The organism is Mycolicibacterium hippocampi, assembly GCF_010723735.1.
Classification (GTDB): domain Bacteria; phylum Actinomycetota; class Actinomycetes; order Mycobacteriales; family Mycobacteriaceae; genus Mycobacterium; species Mycobacterium hippocampi.
The window spans coordinates 3,615,955-3,632,363 of the sequence record NZ_BLLB01000002.1; the positions used below are offsets into that span (position 1 = coordinate 3,615,955).

A 16,409-nucleotide genomic window follows, 5' to 3' on the forward strand; every position below is an offset into this window, starting at 1 on the left:
GTTCAGCCCAGATACTCCGACTCGAGCACCAGGTCGGGCATCAGGGACTGATATTCGAGGTGGGTCTTGTGCTCGACGGTGTTCCACAGCGTTCCCTGATGTTCGCGCATGTAGGCGCGGTACTTCGGCGCCCCGGGCAGCCCGACGTTGTCGGCGACCACGATCGATCCCCGGTGCAGCCATCCGCGGTCGAGCACGCTGCGCAGATCCGACAGGTAGGCACGCTTGTCGTGGTCGATGAACAGCAGATCCAGACTGCCCGGCGTGAAGCCGTGTTCGCCGGCCAGGCTGTCCAGGGTGCGGCCGCCGTCCCCGAGCGTGCCGACGACGCAGCTGACCCGCTCGGCGACGCCCGCGTGCGCCCAGATGCGCCGTGCCACTTCGGCGTTGGCGGCAGAGAACTCGATCGAGCAGATGCGCGCCGACGGTGCGGACCGGGCGATGCGCAACGCGCTGTAACCGCAGTAGGTGCCCAGTTCCAGCACCAGGTTCGCGCCCGCGCGCCGCACCGCGGCGTCGAGCAGTCGGCCCTTCTCGTCGCCGATGTTGACCAGCATCGCCTTCTCGTAGGCGAACCGGTCGATCGCGGCCAGGACGTCGTCGACGTCGCCGCGGGCGGCGTGGGCCTCCACGTAGTCGGCGCAGGCGGCCTCGCGGCCGTCCCCGATCTGACCGGTGCGGAGGAACGACGGCATCCCCAACGCGAGGCGCCACGTCGACCACCGCAGGAAGGGCAATCGTCGTTTGAGGCTCATCACATCAGCCTAGGCAGCCGTCGCGGACATCCGATAGCAGTCTTGCCTGCGGGTCTGCCTCATCAGCACGAAGCTCACCGTTAAACTTGCCCGGATGTCCGCCAAGCCGCTGCGTTGCCCGACCAGCCCAGGTCCGGCATGACCGACGACGCGGACGGCGCGGTCGCCGAGCCGACACCGGGTCTGACCGGCCGGCTGCCGCGGCCGACCCCCGAGCCCACTCCGCGAAGCACCCACGGACCGGCCAAGGTCGTGGCGATGTGCAATCAGAAGGGCGGCGTCGGCAAGACCACCTCCACGATCAACCTGGGCGCCGCCCTCGCTGAGTACGGCCGTCGGGTGCTGCTGGTCGATCTCGATCCGCAGGGCGCGCTGTCGGCAGGGCTCGGGGTGCCGCACTACGAGCTCGACAACACCGTGCACAACCTGCTGGTGGAGCCGCGGGTGTCGATCGACGAGGTGCTGCTGAGCACCCGGGTACCCGGGCTGGACCTGGTGCCCAGCAACATCGACCTGTCAGCGGCCGAGATCCAGCTGGTCAACGAGGTGGGCCGGGAACAGTCCCTGGCGCGCGCGCTGTATCCGGTGCTGGACCGCTACGACTACGTGCTGATCGACTGCCAGCCGTCGCTGGGCCTGCTCACCGTCAACGGCCTCGCCTGCAGTGACGGGGTGATCATCCCCACCGAATGCGAGTACTTCTCGCTGCGCGGTCTGGCCCTGCTGACCGACACCGTCGAGAAGGTGCACGACCGGCTCAACCCGAAGCTGTCGATCAGCGGGATCCTGATCACCCGCTATGACCCCCGCACCGTGAACTCCCGCGAGGTGATGGCCCGGGTGGTGGAGCGGTTCGGCGATCTGGTCTTCGACACCGTCATCACCCGGACCGTGCGGTTCCCGGAGACCAGCGTCGCCGGTGAACCCATCACCACCTGGGCGCCGAAATCGGCTGGTGCCGAAGCGTATCGAGCGCTGGCACGTGAGGTCATCGACCGGTTCGGCGCGTGAGCGAGACACCGCCCACCGAACAGACCGAGGATTCAGGCTCCGCCCCGGCCGGCTTCCAGGTCCGGCTGAGCAACTTCGAGGGTCCGTTCGACCTGCTGCTGCAGCTGATCTTCGGCCATCGGCTCGATGTCACCGAAGTGGCGCTGCACCAGGTCACCGATGAGTTCATCGCCTACACCAAGGCGATCGGCCCGACCCTCGGGCTCGACGAGACGACGTCGTTCCTGGTGGTCGCGGCGACCCTGCTGGACCTCAAGGCCGCGCGGTTGCTGCCCGCAGGCGAAGTCCACGACGAAGAGGATCTGGCGCTGCTCGAGGTACGCGACCTGTTGTTCGCCAGGTTGCTGCAGTACCGGGCGTTCAAGCACGTCGCAGTGATGTTCGCCGAATTGGAGGCCGCGGCACTGCGCAGCTATCCGCGGGCGGTGGCGCTGGAGGACCGCTACGAAGACCTGCTACCCGAGGTGATGCTCGGTGTGGACGCGGAACGGTTCGCGCAGATCGCAGCGACGGCGTTCACGCCGCGGCCGGTGCCCACGGTGGGCACCGACCACCTGCACCAGGTGTCGGTTTCGGTGCCTGAGCAGGCAGCCAACTTGATGTCGCTGCTGCAGAGCCGGGGCGTCGGCGAGTGGGCGTCGTTCTCCGACCTGGTAGCTGACTGCGAGGTGCCGATGGAGATCGTCGGCCGGTTCCTGGCGCTGCTCGAACTGTACCGAGCCAGGGCGGTAGCATTCGACCAATCAGAACCGCTTGGTGTGCTCCAGATTTCGTGGACCGGAGAGCAGCCGAGCAGCCCACAACTGGCGACCGCCGACGCGGGATAGACAAGACAGATGGCAGACGAAACCTCAGATCCTTCGGCCGAGCATGTGCTCGACACCGAACCCGACAGCACCGAACCCGACAGCACCGAACCCGACAGCACCGAACTCGATGAAGCCGAACTCGGCTCGGTGCTCGAAGCGTTGCTGCTCGTCGTCGACACCCCGGTCTCCGTCGACGCGCTGGCTTCGGCGACCGATCAGCCTGCGTCCCGGGTGGCCGATACCTTGCACGCGATGGCCCGTGAGCTCACCGCCCGCGACAGCGGCATCGAACTGCGCGAAGCCGGCGGGGGATGGCGGATGTACACCCGCGCGAAGTTCGCGCCGTACGTCGAGCGGCTGCTGCTCGACGGGGCCCGCTCGAAGCTGACCCGCGCGGCGCTGGAGACGCTGGCCGTCGTCGCCTACCGGCAACCGGTCACCCGGGCCCGGGTCAGCGCGGTACGCGGGGTCAACGTCGACGCGGTGATGCGCACGCTGCTGGCCCGTGGGCTGGTCACCGAGGCCGGGACCGACGCCGATTCCGGTGCCGCCGCATTCGCCACGACGGAACTGTTCCTGGAACGGCTCGGACTAAGCTCGCTGGCCGACCTTCCCGATATCGCACCGCTGCTGCCCGACGTCGACGTCATCGACGATCTCAGCGAAAACCTCAGTGACGAGCCACGTTTCATGAAACTCAACGGCGCTCCCAGTCACGGGGCAGCGGTTTCCTTCGACGTGGACCGGGAGTGATGATGGCCGACGACGACGGCGTGCGTCTCCAGAAAGTGTTGTCCCAGGCGGGAATTGCTTCCCGACGTGTCGCGGAGCGGATGATCCGCGACGGCCGGGTCGAGGTGGACGACAGGGTGGTCACCGAGATGGGCACCCGGGTGGACCCGGGCCTGTCGGTGATCCGGGTCGACGGCGTCAGGATCACCGTCGACGACACGTTGGTGCACCTGGCCATCAACAAACCCGTCGGCATGCACTCCACGATGTCCGACGATCGCGGCCGCCCCTGCGTCGGCGACCTGGTGGAGCACCGGGTGCGGGGCAACAAGAAGCTGTTCCACGTCGGACGGTTGGACGCGGACACCGAAGGGCTGCTGCTGCTGACCAACGAAGGTGAGCTCGCGCACCGGCTGATGCACCCGTCGTACGAGGTGCCCAAGACCTACCTGGCGACCGTCACCGGCTCGGTGCCGCGCGGTCTGGGGAACAAGCTGCGCGACGGGATCGAGCTGGACGACGGCCCGGTGCGGGTCGACGATTTCGCGGTGGTCGACGCGGTGCCGGGCAAGTCGCTGGTGCGGGTGACGTTGCACGAGGGCCGCAAGCGCATCGTGCGCCGGCTGCTGGCCGAAGTGGGTTACCCGGTGGTGGAACTGGTCCGCACCGACATCGGCCCGGTCACGCTCGGCGATCAGCGGCCGGGCAGCATCCGGGTGTTGACGCAGAAGGAGATCGGCGAACTGTACAAGGCGGTGGGCCTGTGAGCCGGGCACTGGTGATAGCGATCGACGGTCCGGCTGGAACCGGAAAGTCGTCGGTGGCAAGGGGTTTGGCGCAGTCGCTGCGGGCCAGATACCTGGACACCGGCGCGATGTACCGGATCGTCACGCTCGCGGTGCTGCGGGGCGGCATCGACCTCGGCGACGCGGCGGCCATCGCGGCGGCCGCCGACGGTATCGAGCTGGCGGTGGGCCACGATCCGGGCCAGGACCGCTCGTATCTGGCGGGCGAGGACGTCTCCGCGGAGATCCGCGGTGACGCCGTGACCAGGGCGGTGTCCGCGGTATCGGCGGTGCCCGCGGTGCGCACCCGACTGGTCGCCCTGCAGCGCGCGCTGGCACAGGGGCCGGACAACGTCGTCGTCGAGGGACGCGACATCGGCACCGTCGTGCTGCCCGACGCCGACGTGAAGATCTTCCTGACCGCCTCACCCGAGGAACGGGCCCGTCGCCGCAACGACCAGAACGTCGCCGCCGGGTTGCCCGGCGACTACGACGGGGTGCTCGCCGACGTCAAACGGCGTGACCACCTGGACAGCTCGCGCGACGTGTCGCCGCTGCGCGCGGCCGAGGATGCGCTTGTCGTCGACACCAGCCACATGAACCAGGCCGAGGTGATCGCTCATCTGACGGACCTCATCCACGAGAAAGCCGGGGTTCACCCATGAGTGACGGATCCGACGACACCTGGGTCGACGAGAGCGACTGGGAACTGGGGGCCGAAGAGGTCGCCGAAGCTCTCGAGGAGGCGGCCTCGCCGCCGCCGGTGGTCGCGGTCGTCGGACGGCCCAACGTCGGGAAGTCCACGCTGGTCAACCGGATCCTGGGGCGTCGCGAAGCGGTGGTGCAGGACGTTCCCGGGGTGACCCGCGACCGGGTTTCCTACGACGCACTGTGGTCCGGGCAGCGGTTCGTGGTCCAAGACACCGGCGGTTGGGAGCCCGACGCGAAGGGGCTGCAGCAGCTCGTCGCCGATCAGGCCTCGGTGGCGATGCGCACCGCGGACGCGATCATCCTCGTCGTCGATTCCATCGTCGGCGCCACTGCGGCCGACGAGGCCGCCGCCAAGTTGCTGCAGCGCTCCGGCAAGCCGGTGTTCCTGGCCGCGAACAAGGTCGACACCGATCGCGGCGAAGCCGATGCTGCCGCGCTGTGGTCGTTGGGGCTGGGGGAGCCGCATTCGGTCAGCGCGATGCACGGCCGTGGCGTCGCCGACCTGTTGGACGTTGTCGTCGCGGCGCTGCCGACCGTCTCCGAGGTCGGCGGCGGTGGTGGCGGGCCGAGGCGGGTGGCGTTGGTCGGCAAGCCGAACGTCGGCAAGTCCTCGCTGCTCAACCGGCTCTCCGGCGACGAGCGGTCGGTGGTGCATGACGTCGCGGGCACCACGGTGGACCCGGTCGACTCGCTGATCGAAATGGACGGAAAGCTGTGGCGCTTCGTCGACACGGCGGGTCTGCGACGCAAGGTCGGCCAGGCCAGCGGCCATGAGTTCTACGCCTCGGTGCGGACTCACGGCGCGATCGACTCCGCCGAGGTGGTGATCGTGCTCGTCGATGCCTCACAGCCGCTGACCGAGCAGGACCAGCGGGTGCTGAGCATGGTCACCGAGGCCGGGCGGGCGTTGGTGCTCGCGTTCAACAAGTGGGATCTGGTCGACGAGGACCGCCGGTTCCTGTTGGACCGCGAGATCGACCTGCAGCTGTCGCAGCTGCAGTGGGCGCCCCGGGTCAACATCTCGGCCAAGACGGGCCGGGCGGTGCAGAAGCTGGTGCCGGCGCTGGAGACCGCGCTGGCGTCGTGGGACTCCCGCATCTCCACCGGGCCGCTCAATACGTTCTTCAAGGAGATCGTCGCCGCCACCCCACCGCCGGTTCGCGGTGGCAAGCAACCGCGGATCCTGTTCGCCACCCAGGCCACCGCGCGTCCGCCGACGTTCGTCCTTTTCACCACCGGGTTCCTGGAGGCGGGATACCGGCGCTTCCTGGAACGCAAGCTGCGCGAGACGTTCGGCTTCGAGGGCAGCCCCATCCGGATCAACGTCCGGGTCCGGGAGAAGAGGGGCGCTCGGACCCGCACCCGGTGACCCCGGCGCACCTGATTCGCTTGTCTAAGGTGATCGGGTGCCCGTCGTCGACATGGTCCTGATCGCACTGGCGGGTGTGGGAGCCGGCGCCATCAACGCCATCGTCGGATCCGGCACGTTGATCACGTTCCCCACGCTGGTGGCGCTGGGCTTTCCGCCGGTGACGGCCACGATGTCCAACGCCGTCGGGCTGGTCGCCGGTGGGGTGTCCGGCACGTGGGGTTACCGCCGCGAACTGCGCGGTCAGCGCAGCAGGCTGGTCTGGCAGCTCCCGGCGTCGATCGCCGGTGCCGGGGTCGGTGCGTGGCTGCTGCTGCATCTGCCGGAGAAGGTCTTCATCCAGGTTGTGCCGGTGCTGTTGATCGCGGCGCTGGCGCTGGTGGTGGTCGGCCCGCGGATCCAGGCGTGGGCACGCCACCGGGCCGAGGCGGCCGGGCGGTCGGTGGATCACGTGTCGGCGGGTCGGATGACCGCGCTGGTGGCCGCGACGTTCGCCGTCGGGGTGTACGGCGGGTATTTCACCGCAGCCCAGGGCATCATGCTGATCGCCGCGATGGGAGCGCTGCTGCCCGAGGACGTGCAGCGGATGAACGCCGCCAAGAACCTGCTGTCGCTGGTGGTCAACATCGTGGCTGCGGTGGCCTACACCGTGGTGGCGTTCGACCGGATCAGCTGGGCCGCGGCCGGGCTGATCGCGGTGGGGTCGCTGGTCGGCGGTTTCGTCGGCGCGCACTACGGTCGCCGGCTCTCGCCGAACGTGCTGCGGGCCGTGATCGTGGTGGTGGGATTGATTGGGCTGTACCGGTTGTTGACCGTGTAGTCTGTCCCAGGTCTGGTGATCTCTGGAGTGAGGAATGTCGATGGCTCAACTGGTGCATATCGCGCCGGCGCCGTCTGACGTGTCCGCGCTGGAGCCCTTCTGGCCGTCCCGCAGGTTGATGGCCTTCGACGAGTGGTGTTGTCCGCGTCCCTGACGCGCACCCATCCGTCCGTTGCGGTCACCTCGTGGTGACCACATTCTCCGAAGGCAGCCATGCGTTCGCTTCTCATGTTCACGCTCGTCGGCGCGGGAGCGCAGCTCGTCGACGGCGCACTCGGTATGGCGTTCGGTGTCACCGCGACGACGCTGCTGGTGCTCTCCAGCGTCGGCGCGGCACAGGCCAGCGCCGCGGTGCACCTCGCCGAGGTCGGCACGACGTTCGCGTCGGGGTTGTCGCACTGGAAGTTCAAGAACATCGACTGGGTTCTGGTCGCCAAGCTGGGCGCGCCGGGAGCGGTGGGCGCGTTCGTCGGGGCGACTGTGCTGTCGTCGCTGTCCACCGAGCACGCCGCACCGCTGATGGCCGCGATCCTGGTGGCGATCGGCACTTATGTGCTGCTGCGATTCTCGTTGCGCACCCCGCTGACGTTCGGGACGCGGGGCACCAGCCACAGCACCAAGTTCCTGGCCCCGCTGGGCCTGTTCGGCGGGTTCATCGACGCCTCCGGTGGCGGAGGCTGGGGCCCGGTGACGACGAGCACGCTGCTGTCGCAGGGCAAGACCGCGCCGCGGACCGTGATCGGCTCGGTGAGCGCCTCGGAGTTCCTGGTATCGGTGGCGGCCTCGCTGGGCTTCCTGATCGGGCTGCGTCAGGAGTTCCTGCAGAACTGGCCGGTGGTGGTGGGCCTGATGGTCGGCGGCGTGATCGCCGCGCCGTTCGCCGCCTGGCTGGTCAGCCGCGTCAGCCCCGCGCTGTTGGGCAGCGCCGTGGGCGGTGTGATCGTGCTGACCAACAGCCAGAAGCTGGTGCACTTCTTCGACATCCACTGGCCGTGGTCGACGGTCATCTACTCGCTGATCGTGGTCGTGTGGGTGTCGCTGGTCATCTACGCCTGGCGGGTCTCGCGGGCACCGCGGTTCGTGCCCGAGAACGGCGACGTCGCCGCAGGCGAGACCGACTCAGAAACGGTCACGCGCTGATTCCTGCTCGACGACCGCCTCGAGGTCGTTCAGTCGTTCCATGGACGAGACCACCCGGCGGGTGCGGTGGTTGCGGGCCAGCAGGTCGCGGTGACGGTGGCTGAACGCCCAGTAGCCGGCGGTGAAGGGGCACGCATCGTCGCCGAGGCGCTTCTTCGGGTCGAAGTCGCAGTCACCGCAGTGGTCGCTCATCTTGTTGATGTACGCCCCGCCTGAGGTGTAGGGCTTGGTGGCCAGCAGGCCGCCGTCGGCGTGCTGGCTCATCCCGACCACGTTGGTGGGCATCACCCAGCGGAAGCCGTCGACGTACGCGGTGGCGAACCAGTCGGTGAGCTCGTCGGGACGGTAGCCGCGTTGCAGGGCGTGGCTGCCGAGCACCATGAGCCGCTGGATGTGATGGGTCCAGCCACGGTCGCGGACGCCGGCGAGGGCGTGGCGCAGGCACTGCGCGGTCACTGCGTCGGCGTCCAGATCGGTCCACCAGGCCGGCAGCGGTGTGCGGGCATTCAGTTCGTTGTTTCCTGAGGTGTAGTCCGGGCCGAAATGCCAGTAGAGATGCCACATGTATTCGCGCCAGCCGAGGATCTGCCGGATGAAGCCCTCGACCGCGGCCAACGGCGCCGTCTTGTCGCGGTAGGCGCGCTCGGCCGCGTCGACGGCGTCCAGCGGGTGCAGCACCCCGAGGTTGAACGGGACCGACAACAGCGAATGCGCCATCGCCCAGTCGTCGCCCATGATGGCGTCCTCATACCGGCCGAACACCGGCAGACGATGGTCGATGAAGCGGGTCAGTGCCCGTTTGGCCTCGGTGGGGGTGACGGCGAACAGTCGCGGCCCGTCGGCGCCGACGGTGTTGAGGTCCATCCGGTCGAGGTCGCGGCGGACCGCGTCGTCGATATCGTCCTCGCGGGGCTTGTAGGGGGCGGGGACGTCGAGGGTCTTCTGCTTCTTCGGTGGGGGTTCGCGGTTGTCCTCGTCGTAGTTCCACCGGTTGCCGACGGGGTCTTTGCCCTCCATCAGGACGTCGAACCGGCGGCGCTGGTCGCGGTAGAAGTCCTCCATCCGGAAGTGGGTGCGGTCACCGGCCCAGTCCCGGAAGTCCTTCCGCGGGAGGGCAAATGTCGCGGTGGGGAGAACGTCGGCGACAAGACCGTCCTTGCGAAGCCGGTGGACGAACTTCTCCGCGGCGTGCGACGTCGGTTCGTGGACGAGGACCGGCCGGTGGAACCGGCGCAGCGCGTCGGTATAGGTGTCGGCGTTGATCAGGGTCGCGCGGTCGCCGAGGTCGCGGTGCGCGTGCCGCAGCGCCGACAGCACCAGGTGAAGTTTCTGGCGGTGGTAGCGGCGCTTGGTCAGCGCCGAGGTGGCCTCGACCAGCAGCACCTCGCGGTGGGCATGCTCGCCGCCGTGGACCGCCGGACCGAGTTGGTCGGCGAACAGCCACAGGGGAGTGTCGTCGCTCATCACCCCGAGGGTAGGCGTGGGCCACGACACCGGCCCCGCGGTTGGGATCCGGGTGATGGCCTGAGGTAGGCTTTCGACCGCCTGCCGGCGATCCCGGCGGCACCACGGGCTGTGGCGCAGCTTGGTAGCGCACTTGACTGGGGGTCAAGTGGTCGCAGGTTCAAATCCTGTCAGCCCGACCAAGAGAAGGTCTTTGACCTGCTCTTATCTGAAGCGTGAAGATCGAACGGAGATTCGACACGTCGAAATTTGTCACAAATTGTCACAGGTTCGGTTCGGTGTCACCAAACGCAGGTTCGATCACTCGCAGTGCGCAGTCTCCAGCAACGTGCACTGCCATTCAGCTCTAGCAAGCAACTCGTCGAACGTCACGATCTCAGGTTCGTACAAATTGCGACGATACAGCTCGAACGATTCGTACTTTGGCCTGTGAACACCGTTCGTCCACGTAGTTGGTCTAACGAACCCGCGATGAGGAACGAGCGGGGTCGAACCACGTAGGTATGTTCTCCTGTCTCGAATCCGTCGGTATCTCGCTCCGCCAAGCGGCCTTGGATGTCCCGAGTTGCGAGATGCACCGTCTGTTGAAGCTGGACAATGCCGCCGGTCAGTTCCGCCGACGGCGACCAGCATCCCGACCGATATTCCGTGTGAACGAGCGCCGTTCGGTGATGCTTGATTTCGGCGAAAATCATCGAGCGTATTCGGCCGTTCGTGCGCATCAGAGCGTCCGATCGCTTTCCCGGACCGCCAATCGAAGAGCCGGTAACGACTTGCTCTAAGCGCTCAGGACTCCACTGTGTCATTAGCTGACCGGCCAAGTTTGCGCCTAACAGCCATGGCTCTGCCTCAAAGAGTCTCTGCCACACCTTCTCTTGGCTGCCATGCGCTGCGGCGGCCTGATCGAAGTAATCCTCATCCTCAAGGAGTTTTCGGAATTCGCCGACGACTTCGCGTCGCCGCGAGATCGCGATTACGTCTTCGGCGCTTGTGTCGAGCTCAATTAGCCGACGGACGGACTCTGGGTCCCTACCGTATAGCGCAGCCATAGCTTCAGGATCATTGAAAAAGTCCTGAAGGACATGGTCATCGATCCGAACCGACGTCGAACCTTCGACAGGGACGCTGTCGAGCAACTTCACAACGTCAATCAGGCTCGCCGCACCTTCGCGGTCGAGGTCGAGAAGCACCTCTAGCTTTCCCGGCGCCCGATTCGACGGAACCTTCTGCAGGACAAGGCGCCGAACGCTACCCGCCTCGCGGGCGACTTGAATCTGTATCTGCTTGCGCCCCTTGGGTGTTGTTGTCGCCAGATGCTCCTCGATCGTCGTCACCGCATCTGTTACTAGCGGCTCGTCGCATGGGATTTCGTCAAAGACCTTAGTTATGAAGCGCGCTGGCTGACCATGGTCGCGGGACGCGGGAAGGCTCAGGTTAAAACTCCGCGCAATATAGGTGCGGTGAGGAAGCCTTCCTTGGGCCCAGGTGATCTCGTTCGCGGGTTCAGGTAGCGCGAAGAAATCGTTTGAAGTCACCGATTACCTCCGACCTGGAGTTACTGCTTGACGGACCACAGTCTAAATCGGCGGGGTGTCACCCCTTAAGCATGCGCTTGACTGGGGTAGCGCTACCGACTGTCAGCCGCGAAGTCGTCTTTGTCTCGGTACTCCGTGGCCAAATTCTGGAAGCTCCGCGCCGCCAGCGCAAGCGCCTCGGGCTGGGCGTGCACATACGTCCGCATCGTGAACGACACATCTGCATGGCCAAGCCACGCGGCCACGAGTGCGATCGGCACACCCTGTAGATGCATGAGCGTGGCGCAGGTATGCCGAGCGTCGTGGAGACGAATTTGAGGCACGTCGAGGTTGCGGATGGCCGCTTGCCACAGGGTGCTCATTGTCGACGGGTGGTACGGCTCGCCGGCCTCGTTGCACACGACGTACCCCTGATCTGAGTAGGCCTCACCCAATGCGAGTTTCTCCGCGGATTGCCGGTTGCGGGCGGCGGTCAGTTCGGCCAGGAGCGCGTCCGGGATCGGCAGTACTCGGCCGGCGTGGGCAGTCTTGGGTTCGTCTTGATCCAAGGCACGGCCGCCGACGTCGACGCGGGTGGCGCCGATACTAATTGTCTTGTTGCCGAAGTCGATGTCTGCCCAACGCTGACCGGCGATCTCGCCGCGACGGAGGCCGGCGAGTGCGAGATGCCAGGCGTGCCGATTGCGGTCGTTCGCAATGCCGTGCAAGACCGTCTGCACCTGCTCGGGCGTGAACGTCTGAAGCTTCTTGGCCTTCCCCGGCACTCGGTCGACAAGCGACGCGACGTTTCTCGTCAAGCGGCCTTCGGCAACAAGCTGATCGAGCACCTGGGACAAGGCGCCCAGCATGTAGTTGCAGGACCGCGCACTCCACGCCTTGCGGGCTTTTCCGCCCGGCCGGACAAGGGTGCCCTCGCGAAGCTTGACAAGTAACTCGTCGATATGGCGGCGGGTCAGATCCCGCACGGCCAGTTCGCCCAGCTCGCTGCGTACCGGCTGAAGGACGTATTCGTAGCCCGCAGCAGTTGTGGGACGAATCCTGTGGCGAGATTCAGCCAGTCGGCACAAGCGTTTTCGGTGGTGAGCATGGATGGCTGGACGTAGGTACCCGCGTTGACTTGGCCCTGAATCTCGGCAAGGGCGGCGCGGGCTTCTTTTTCAGTGCGGTAGCGGCGGCGCAGCTGCTTGCGCTTACCGTCGACAACACCGGTGTCGACAGTCAGCTGATAGCGCACCACAGGCTTGCTGCCGGCGCGCCGAGCCAGTTCAACGCGTCGGATCTGCGGCGGCAGCTGCCGACGGTCAGCCATCGCAGCCACACATTACGAGGCGGCCTCTGTATGGGCAGCGGTGAAGCGGTGGATCTCGGCTGATATAACACGGCGCGCAGCCCCGATCTGCACCCAGGCGAGCTCGCCGGCGTCGAACAGCCGGTAGATGGATGAGCGCGAGATGCGAAGAGCGCCAGCTGCTTCTGAGACTGTCAGCAACAAACTGCCGTTGATGAGTCTCCCGGTGAAGGCATTATGATCAGTGGCACCGGGGGAGTCGTGATGGGTCATAAGGTCCCCTCGTGTTGTGTGGTATTCCACCACTGTATTTCGACCCCGTGACGACTTTGTGCAGAATTTTCTGAGCGATCCACGCTCCGCTACGACCGATTTTGGCGCCGGGAGTGCCGCCTGGGCGGAACGCGTCGGGCTCCAGCTCAGCAGGATTCCAGGTGTTGTGGCTGCGCGTTAGTCGCTGATTTTGACCGTCCGAATCGCCTCGGCCACATCACTGATAATTCGGCCCACGGACAGGCCGCTCCGCTGCGCCGAATGCTCAGCCAAGGTGGCCGCCACATTCGCCAGGCCCGTGATGATGTCCGGCGCGACCGCTGCGAATGCCTGGTCTGACGCAGTCGCACCGCCGGGAACTAAGTGCATTACCTCTTCAGTTGCAGCCAAGATGTTCGTCTGCGCGTCTGTGCTTCCCGTCGCAGCTCGCACCACGTTCAGAGCGTTGAGAGCGTGGGTTCGTTGCCCCCGGGTCCACACCGGCCCCACATCGTTCTTGAGTAACTCCAGCAGGCGTTCACGCGCGAGTGTTGACGCACGTGAACCCCGTTGCGTTGCAGCACGTTCGACCGCCTCGTATTCCACGTCGCTCAATCGCACCTGCAGAACCTTGCCGCGCGCCTGCCTTGGCCGCGAATCTGCGGTGTCGTCCGAGTTTTGTTCACCTTCAGCGTCATCGACGTTCGGTTCTAGCGCGTCGTCCCATTCATCCATTGTGTTCACCTTCCGGTCGTAGCGGCATCGGATGACCGCCATACAGAAGTGTACTACACGCATAATACAAATAGGGTCATTGGTGATTCCGCGCGATCAATACGTTGTCGGCGCATGTGGGGCACTGCATCGGCATCGCGAACCCGTTGAGGAACCAATCGCAATTGCTCATGATTGTTCACTTGCCAGGACGGGCCTTCGGTCGCACGGCACACGGTCGTCATGACCCTCATTGTTTACGCCACAGCGGGTTGGCAGGGCCGGCGCTTGGTGCCGCCTTTTCGTCGGCCGGCTACGAATCCCTGACCAGTAACTGCACTCGTTTCTGGGGCATCATGACGCGAGAGCGAATGACAGAAGCGGCGCCGCGAACTTCGCGTCACGACGCTGCTGAGCTGTCAATATTGCGTCCCGTACCACCTCAAACGGTGGGTTCATCAGGTCCGCAATGAACTCATCCTCCGACAAGTCTCCGGGGATGCGGTACCGCCAGGTTGGGAATGGTTCGTCGAAGTCACCGCTGAGCGTTAGAAGTGATCCGCGCCAATGTAGGTCTTTGCGCACCGACTCCAACATCCCCGATGAAGGTGGCGATTCGTAGACGCGCTGAGCCTCAGCCTCAGTAAGTCGAACAAGCAGACTGAACGTGATGTCGTCGTCCTCGTCATATACCCACCGAAGGACAGCACCCTCTGGGAGGGGTGTTAGGAACGACAGCGGCGAGACCCAGATCTGCTTGTACTCGGTGGGTGGACGTTCGCCAACCCACCCCCACGGATCGTGGTCGCCGGTTGTCACCTCACCATTCTCCTGCCTGAATCACTCTCGTGCCAGCTCCTGCAGTGTGACACGGTCCTCCCGAGCCCACCAAGTGATGTGCAGCTCAGGGTCGTTATCCAGGATCAGCGCTCGGATGTCGGCATGGTCGGGATTGCCTGGAAACGGCGATGCGTATGGCAAGTAGCCAGCGGCAACCAGTAGGGGGACACCGAAAAATCGAACACGATCCTTCGCCACCGCTGGGCGTCTAAAACAGAGAGGAACAGCCTCTGCCGGGCTGTGTCGCCCCGCCTGCACCGATAGGGACAACTCACGATGCCATTGCGGTTGTTCTTTGAACTTTCGGCCCCCAATTTGAGTAAGCCACCGGAAGCTGGCTGGGGCGAATTCGTCGTAGTAGCGATCGGTAGCGGCCAGTCGCCACGTGGGCTCAGACATCCGCAGATTCCGCGGCGCGATCGCGGTCCAGTCGGAGAATCCGCCCACCGGATTCAGGACGTGCGCTTCGCGCGCCCTTCGGCATGTGAGCATGACGGATACCGGCGACCCACCTTGAATCGATGTGAGACATGGGCATCAGTATGTCGGTGCCATCGCGATTGTCGTCTGTCATATCGCCTAACAGTGATGAGATGTTGCACGCCCCCAAGGTGGAGCCCGCCCGCGCTACTCAACAGTGTGGTCGAATCACCCTAAAGCTGACAGGTCGGCCACAGGCAATCAGTTGACGCTCGACGGCGCCCAGTCCGACCGTCGACCATCATAGCGCTCAGTCCGTCGGCGAATTGAAATCTGCTGCATTCGCTTTCGTAGTCGCCGATTGAAATCTCCCAGGGCTCCCACACCTCCAGATCGCTTCCCTTCCTTCTCTCCATGTTCCCCCACATTCCAACGCCACGCATGAATCACTACTTCACCAAACATGTTCCTTCCCAATACCATTGCCCCTGAATCGCTCTCCGATCAGCCACAAATCTCTGCATGGCACATTTGCACAGCGGTGCGAGAATGGTTGTGGCGCAGTAAGTGCCGCAAGGTTCTGGTATCGGGTGGTGAGTTTGGTGTTGACAATCGCCAAGCTGAAACGGTGGTCGATCAATTACTACATCGACACCGCCGAGGCCGCTGAACGTGCCACGAAGGATCAGGCGCGTGCCGGTGGCGGGTTGGGGGAGTACTACTCCGAGCATGAGACCCGCACTCCGGTGTGGCTGCTGGCCGGTGACACCCATGCGACTGCCCGCCTCGTCGGACTCACGGACGTACAGCGAGCCGGTGAGGCCGCGGACGGGGAGGTGGTTGCTCGTTGGCTCGATGACGGGGTCGCGCCCAGCGGGGCGCACGGGCGCGCGTTCGGTGCGCGCGGTGTGCATGGTTTCGATCTGACGTTCTGCGCGCCGAAGAGTGTGTCGCTGGTGCGCGCACTGCGTACCGATGAGGTTGTTGCGAAGGCGATCGCCGACGCGCACACCACCGCGCTGGCTGAGGCGATGGAGTATCTGAGCGCACATGCCGGATACACGCGGGTGCACAACCCGCACACCGGAGAGAAAGACCTTGTGCGCCTACCCGGTCTGGTCGCGGTGGCCTACCAGCATGAGACGTCCCGGTGTGGGGACCCGCACCTGAACACCCACGTGATCGTCCCCAACCGCCAAGCCCGCGCCGACGGCCAGCTGGTGTCGATCGACGGCACATCGCTGTATCACGAGGCCCGCGCCGCCGGAGTCATCTACCAGGCCACCCTGCGCCGCGAACTGCACCTGTCCATGAGTTTCGAGTGGGCGCCTGTCGATACCTCGACCGGGATGGGCGGAGCTGGCGGGGGTGGATCGCGACACCATTACCGCGTGGTCGCGGCGTTCCACCGCGCTGCGGGAATGGGCCGCCGGAAACCTCACGATCGTGGATGGCGAGTTGTCGGCGGCGCAGCTGGCGACCGCGCAGAAAGCGACGCGGCCGAATAAGCCCGAAGAACTGAGCTGGGGTGATCACATTGGTGATCGCCTGTTCTTGTGCTTGCCGGGTGGCTTCGGCGAGCATGTCGGGTTCGGGGTCCATACCGACCGCTTCGGCAACATGGGCTGCCAAAGGGAGCGTCAATTGACCGGTACCGCAGCCAGATCGAGCAGGCGACCGGTGCCGTAGAGGCCCAGACGCTGAATCAGATCGTCAAGTACCGCTCGCGGATACCCTGGCCGGTAACGCGCACAATGCCAGGCG

General features: G+C 65.5%; 16 protein-coding genes, 1 tRNA gene and 2 pseudogenes. 10 read left to right on the forward strand and 9 right to left on the reverse strand.

The genetic code is table 11. The features are described from left to right. Positions 1-2 precede the first annotated feature (2 nt). Positions 3-755 carry an O-methyltransferase gene (locus tag G6N53_RS18505; protein ID WP_163890789.1) on the reverse strand — a complete coding sequence of 251 codons (753 nt, stop codon included), beginning with the start codon at positions 753-755 and terminating at the stop codon, positions 3-5. Between the two features lie 138 nt (positions 756-893). On the opposite strand from G6N53_RS18505, the gene G6N53_RS18510 reads away from it, so the two are divergent. From G6N53_RS18510 to G6N53_RS18545, 8 genes are all read left to right on the forward strand, one after another. Further along, positions 894-1,766, forward strand: coding sequence for a ParA family protein (locus tag G6N53_RS18510; protein ID WP_163890791.1), 873 nt, complete (start codon positions 894-896; stop codon positions 1,764-1,766). Further along, entirely contained in the window at positions 1,763-2,593 is an 831-nt protein-coding gene (locus G6N53_RS18515; protein WP_163890793.1) for a segregation/condensation protein A, read from the forward strand. Before G6N53_RS18510 ends, G6N53_RS18515 begins: the two co-directional genes overlap by 4 nt. 9 nt (positions 2,594-2,602) lie before the next feature. Beyond that, complete coding sequence (scpB, locus tag G6N53_RS18520) at positions 2,603-3,328, forward strand: SMC-Scp complex subunit ScpB (RefSeq protein ID WP_163890795.1); 726 nt, start codon at positions 2,603-2,605, stop codon at positions 3,326-3,328. 2 nt (positions 3,329-3,330) lie between these two features. Beyond that, on the forward strand, positions 3,331-4,074 hold the full coding sequence (locus G6N53_RS18525; protein ID WP_163890797.1) for a pseudouridine synthase: 744 nt from the start codon (positions 3,331-3,333) through the stop codon (positions 4,072-4,074). Further along, positions 4,071-4,757 carry a (d)CMP kinase gene (gene cmk / locus G6N53_RS18530; RefSeq protein WP_163890801.1) on the forward strand — a complete coding sequence of 229 codons (687 nt, stop codon included), beginning with the start codon at positions 4,071-4,073 and terminating at the stop codon, positions 4,755-4,757. Before G6N53_RS18525 ends, cmk begins: the two co-directional genes overlap by 4 nt. Further along, positions 4,754-6,172: a ribosome biogenesis GTPase Der gene (der, locus tag G6N53_RS18535; RefSeq protein WP_163890803.1), complete on the forward strand. Its 1,419-nt coding sequence runs from the start codon at positions 4,754-4,756 to the stop codon at positions 6,170-6,172. The genes cmk and der overlap by 4 nt, the downstream gene beginning before the upstream one ends. A 52-nt stretch (positions 6,173-6,224) precedes the next feature. Further along, positions 6,225-6,992: a sulfite exporter TauE/SafE family protein gene (locus G6N53_RS18540; RefSeq protein ID WP_163896068.1), complete on the forward strand. Its 768-nt coding sequence runs from the start codon at positions 6,225-6,227 to the stop codon at positions 6,990-6,992. Between the two features lie 213 nt (positions 6,993-7,205). After that, positions 7,206-8,132, forward strand: a complete 927-nt coding sequence (locus G6N53_RS18545; RefSeq protein WP_163890805.1) for a sulfite exporter TauE/SafE family protein — start codon at positions 7,206-7,208, stop codon at positions 8,130-8,132. On the opposite strand, the gene G6N53_RS18550 is transcribed toward G6N53_RS18545, so the two are convergent. Next, positions 8,112-9,596, reverse strand: a complete 1,485-nt coding sequence (locus G6N53_RS18550; protein WP_163890807.1) for a cryptochrome/photolyase family protein — start codon at positions 9,594-9,596, stop codon at positions 8,112-8,114. The genes G6N53_RS18545 and G6N53_RS18550 overlap by 21 nt on opposite strands. Positions 9,597-9,701: 105 nt before the next feature. Here G6N53_RS18550 and G6N53_RS18555 point away from each other — a divergent pair. After that, positions 9,702-9,778 (forward strand) — tRNA-Pro (locus G6N53_RS18555). 186 nt (positions 9,779-9,964) lie between these two features. Here the strand turns inward: G6N53_RS18555 and G6N53_RS18560 are convergent. The 6 genes from G6N53_RS18560 to G6N53_RS18580 form a co-directional block, all read right to left on the reverse strand. Continuing rightward, positions 9,965-11,131, reverse strand: coding sequence for a Shedu immune nuclease family protein (locus G6N53_RS18560; protein WP_237166570.1), 1,167 nt, complete (start codon positions 11,129-11,131; stop codon positions 9,965-9,967). Positions 11,132-11,223: 92 nt separating this feature from the next. Beyond that, on the reverse strand, positions 11,224-12,096 hold the full coding sequence (locus G6N53_RS18565; protein WP_237166571.1) for a tyrosine-type recombinase/integrase: 873 nt from the start codon (positions 12,094-12,096) through the stop codon (positions 11,224-11,226). Continuing rightward, the gene (locus G6N53_RS30280) at positions 12,084-12,440 is read right to left on the reverse strand and encodes an Arm DNA-binding domain-containing protein (protein ID WP_237166572.1); all 357 of its coding nucleotides are present in this window, start codon (positions 12,438-12,440) and stop codon (positions 12,084-12,086) included. The genes G6N53_RS18565 and G6N53_RS30280 overlap by 13 nt, the downstream gene beginning before the upstream one ends. Positions 12,441-12,452: 12 nt before the next feature. Next, a complete protein-coding gene (locus tag G6N53_RS30645; protein ID WP_163890808.1) occupies positions 12,453-12,692 on the reverse strand; it encodes a helix-turn-helix domain-containing protein in 240 nt (79 codons plus the stop codon). 177 nt (positions 12,693-12,869) lie between these two features. Then, on the reverse strand, positions 12,870-13,406 hold the full coding sequence (locus G6N53_RS18575; protein ID WP_163890810.1) for a hypothetical protein: 537 nt from the start codon (positions 13,404-13,406) through the stop codon (positions 12,870-12,872). Between the two features lie 333 nt (positions 13,407-13,739). Next, positions 13,740-14,204, reverse strand: a complete 465-nt coding sequence (locus G6N53_RS18580; RefSeq protein WP_163890812.1) for a hypothetical protein — start codon at positions 14,202-14,204, stop codon at positions 13,740-13,742. 1,043 nt (positions 14,205-15,247) lie between these two features. On the opposite strand from G6N53_RS18580, the pseudogene mobF reads away from it, so the two are divergent. Then, a pseudogene (mobF, locus tag G6N53_RS18585) lies at positions 15,248-16,172 on the forward strand (MobF family relaxase); the annotation flags it as partial. Between the two features lie 21 nt (positions 16,173-16,193). Here the strand turns inward: mobF and G6N53_RS30650 are convergent. Then, positions 16,194-16,298: pseudogene (locus tag G6N53_RS30650) on the reverse strand (class I SAM-dependent methyltransferase); the annotation flags it as partial. Positions 16,299-16,409: the final 111 nt, after the last annotated feature.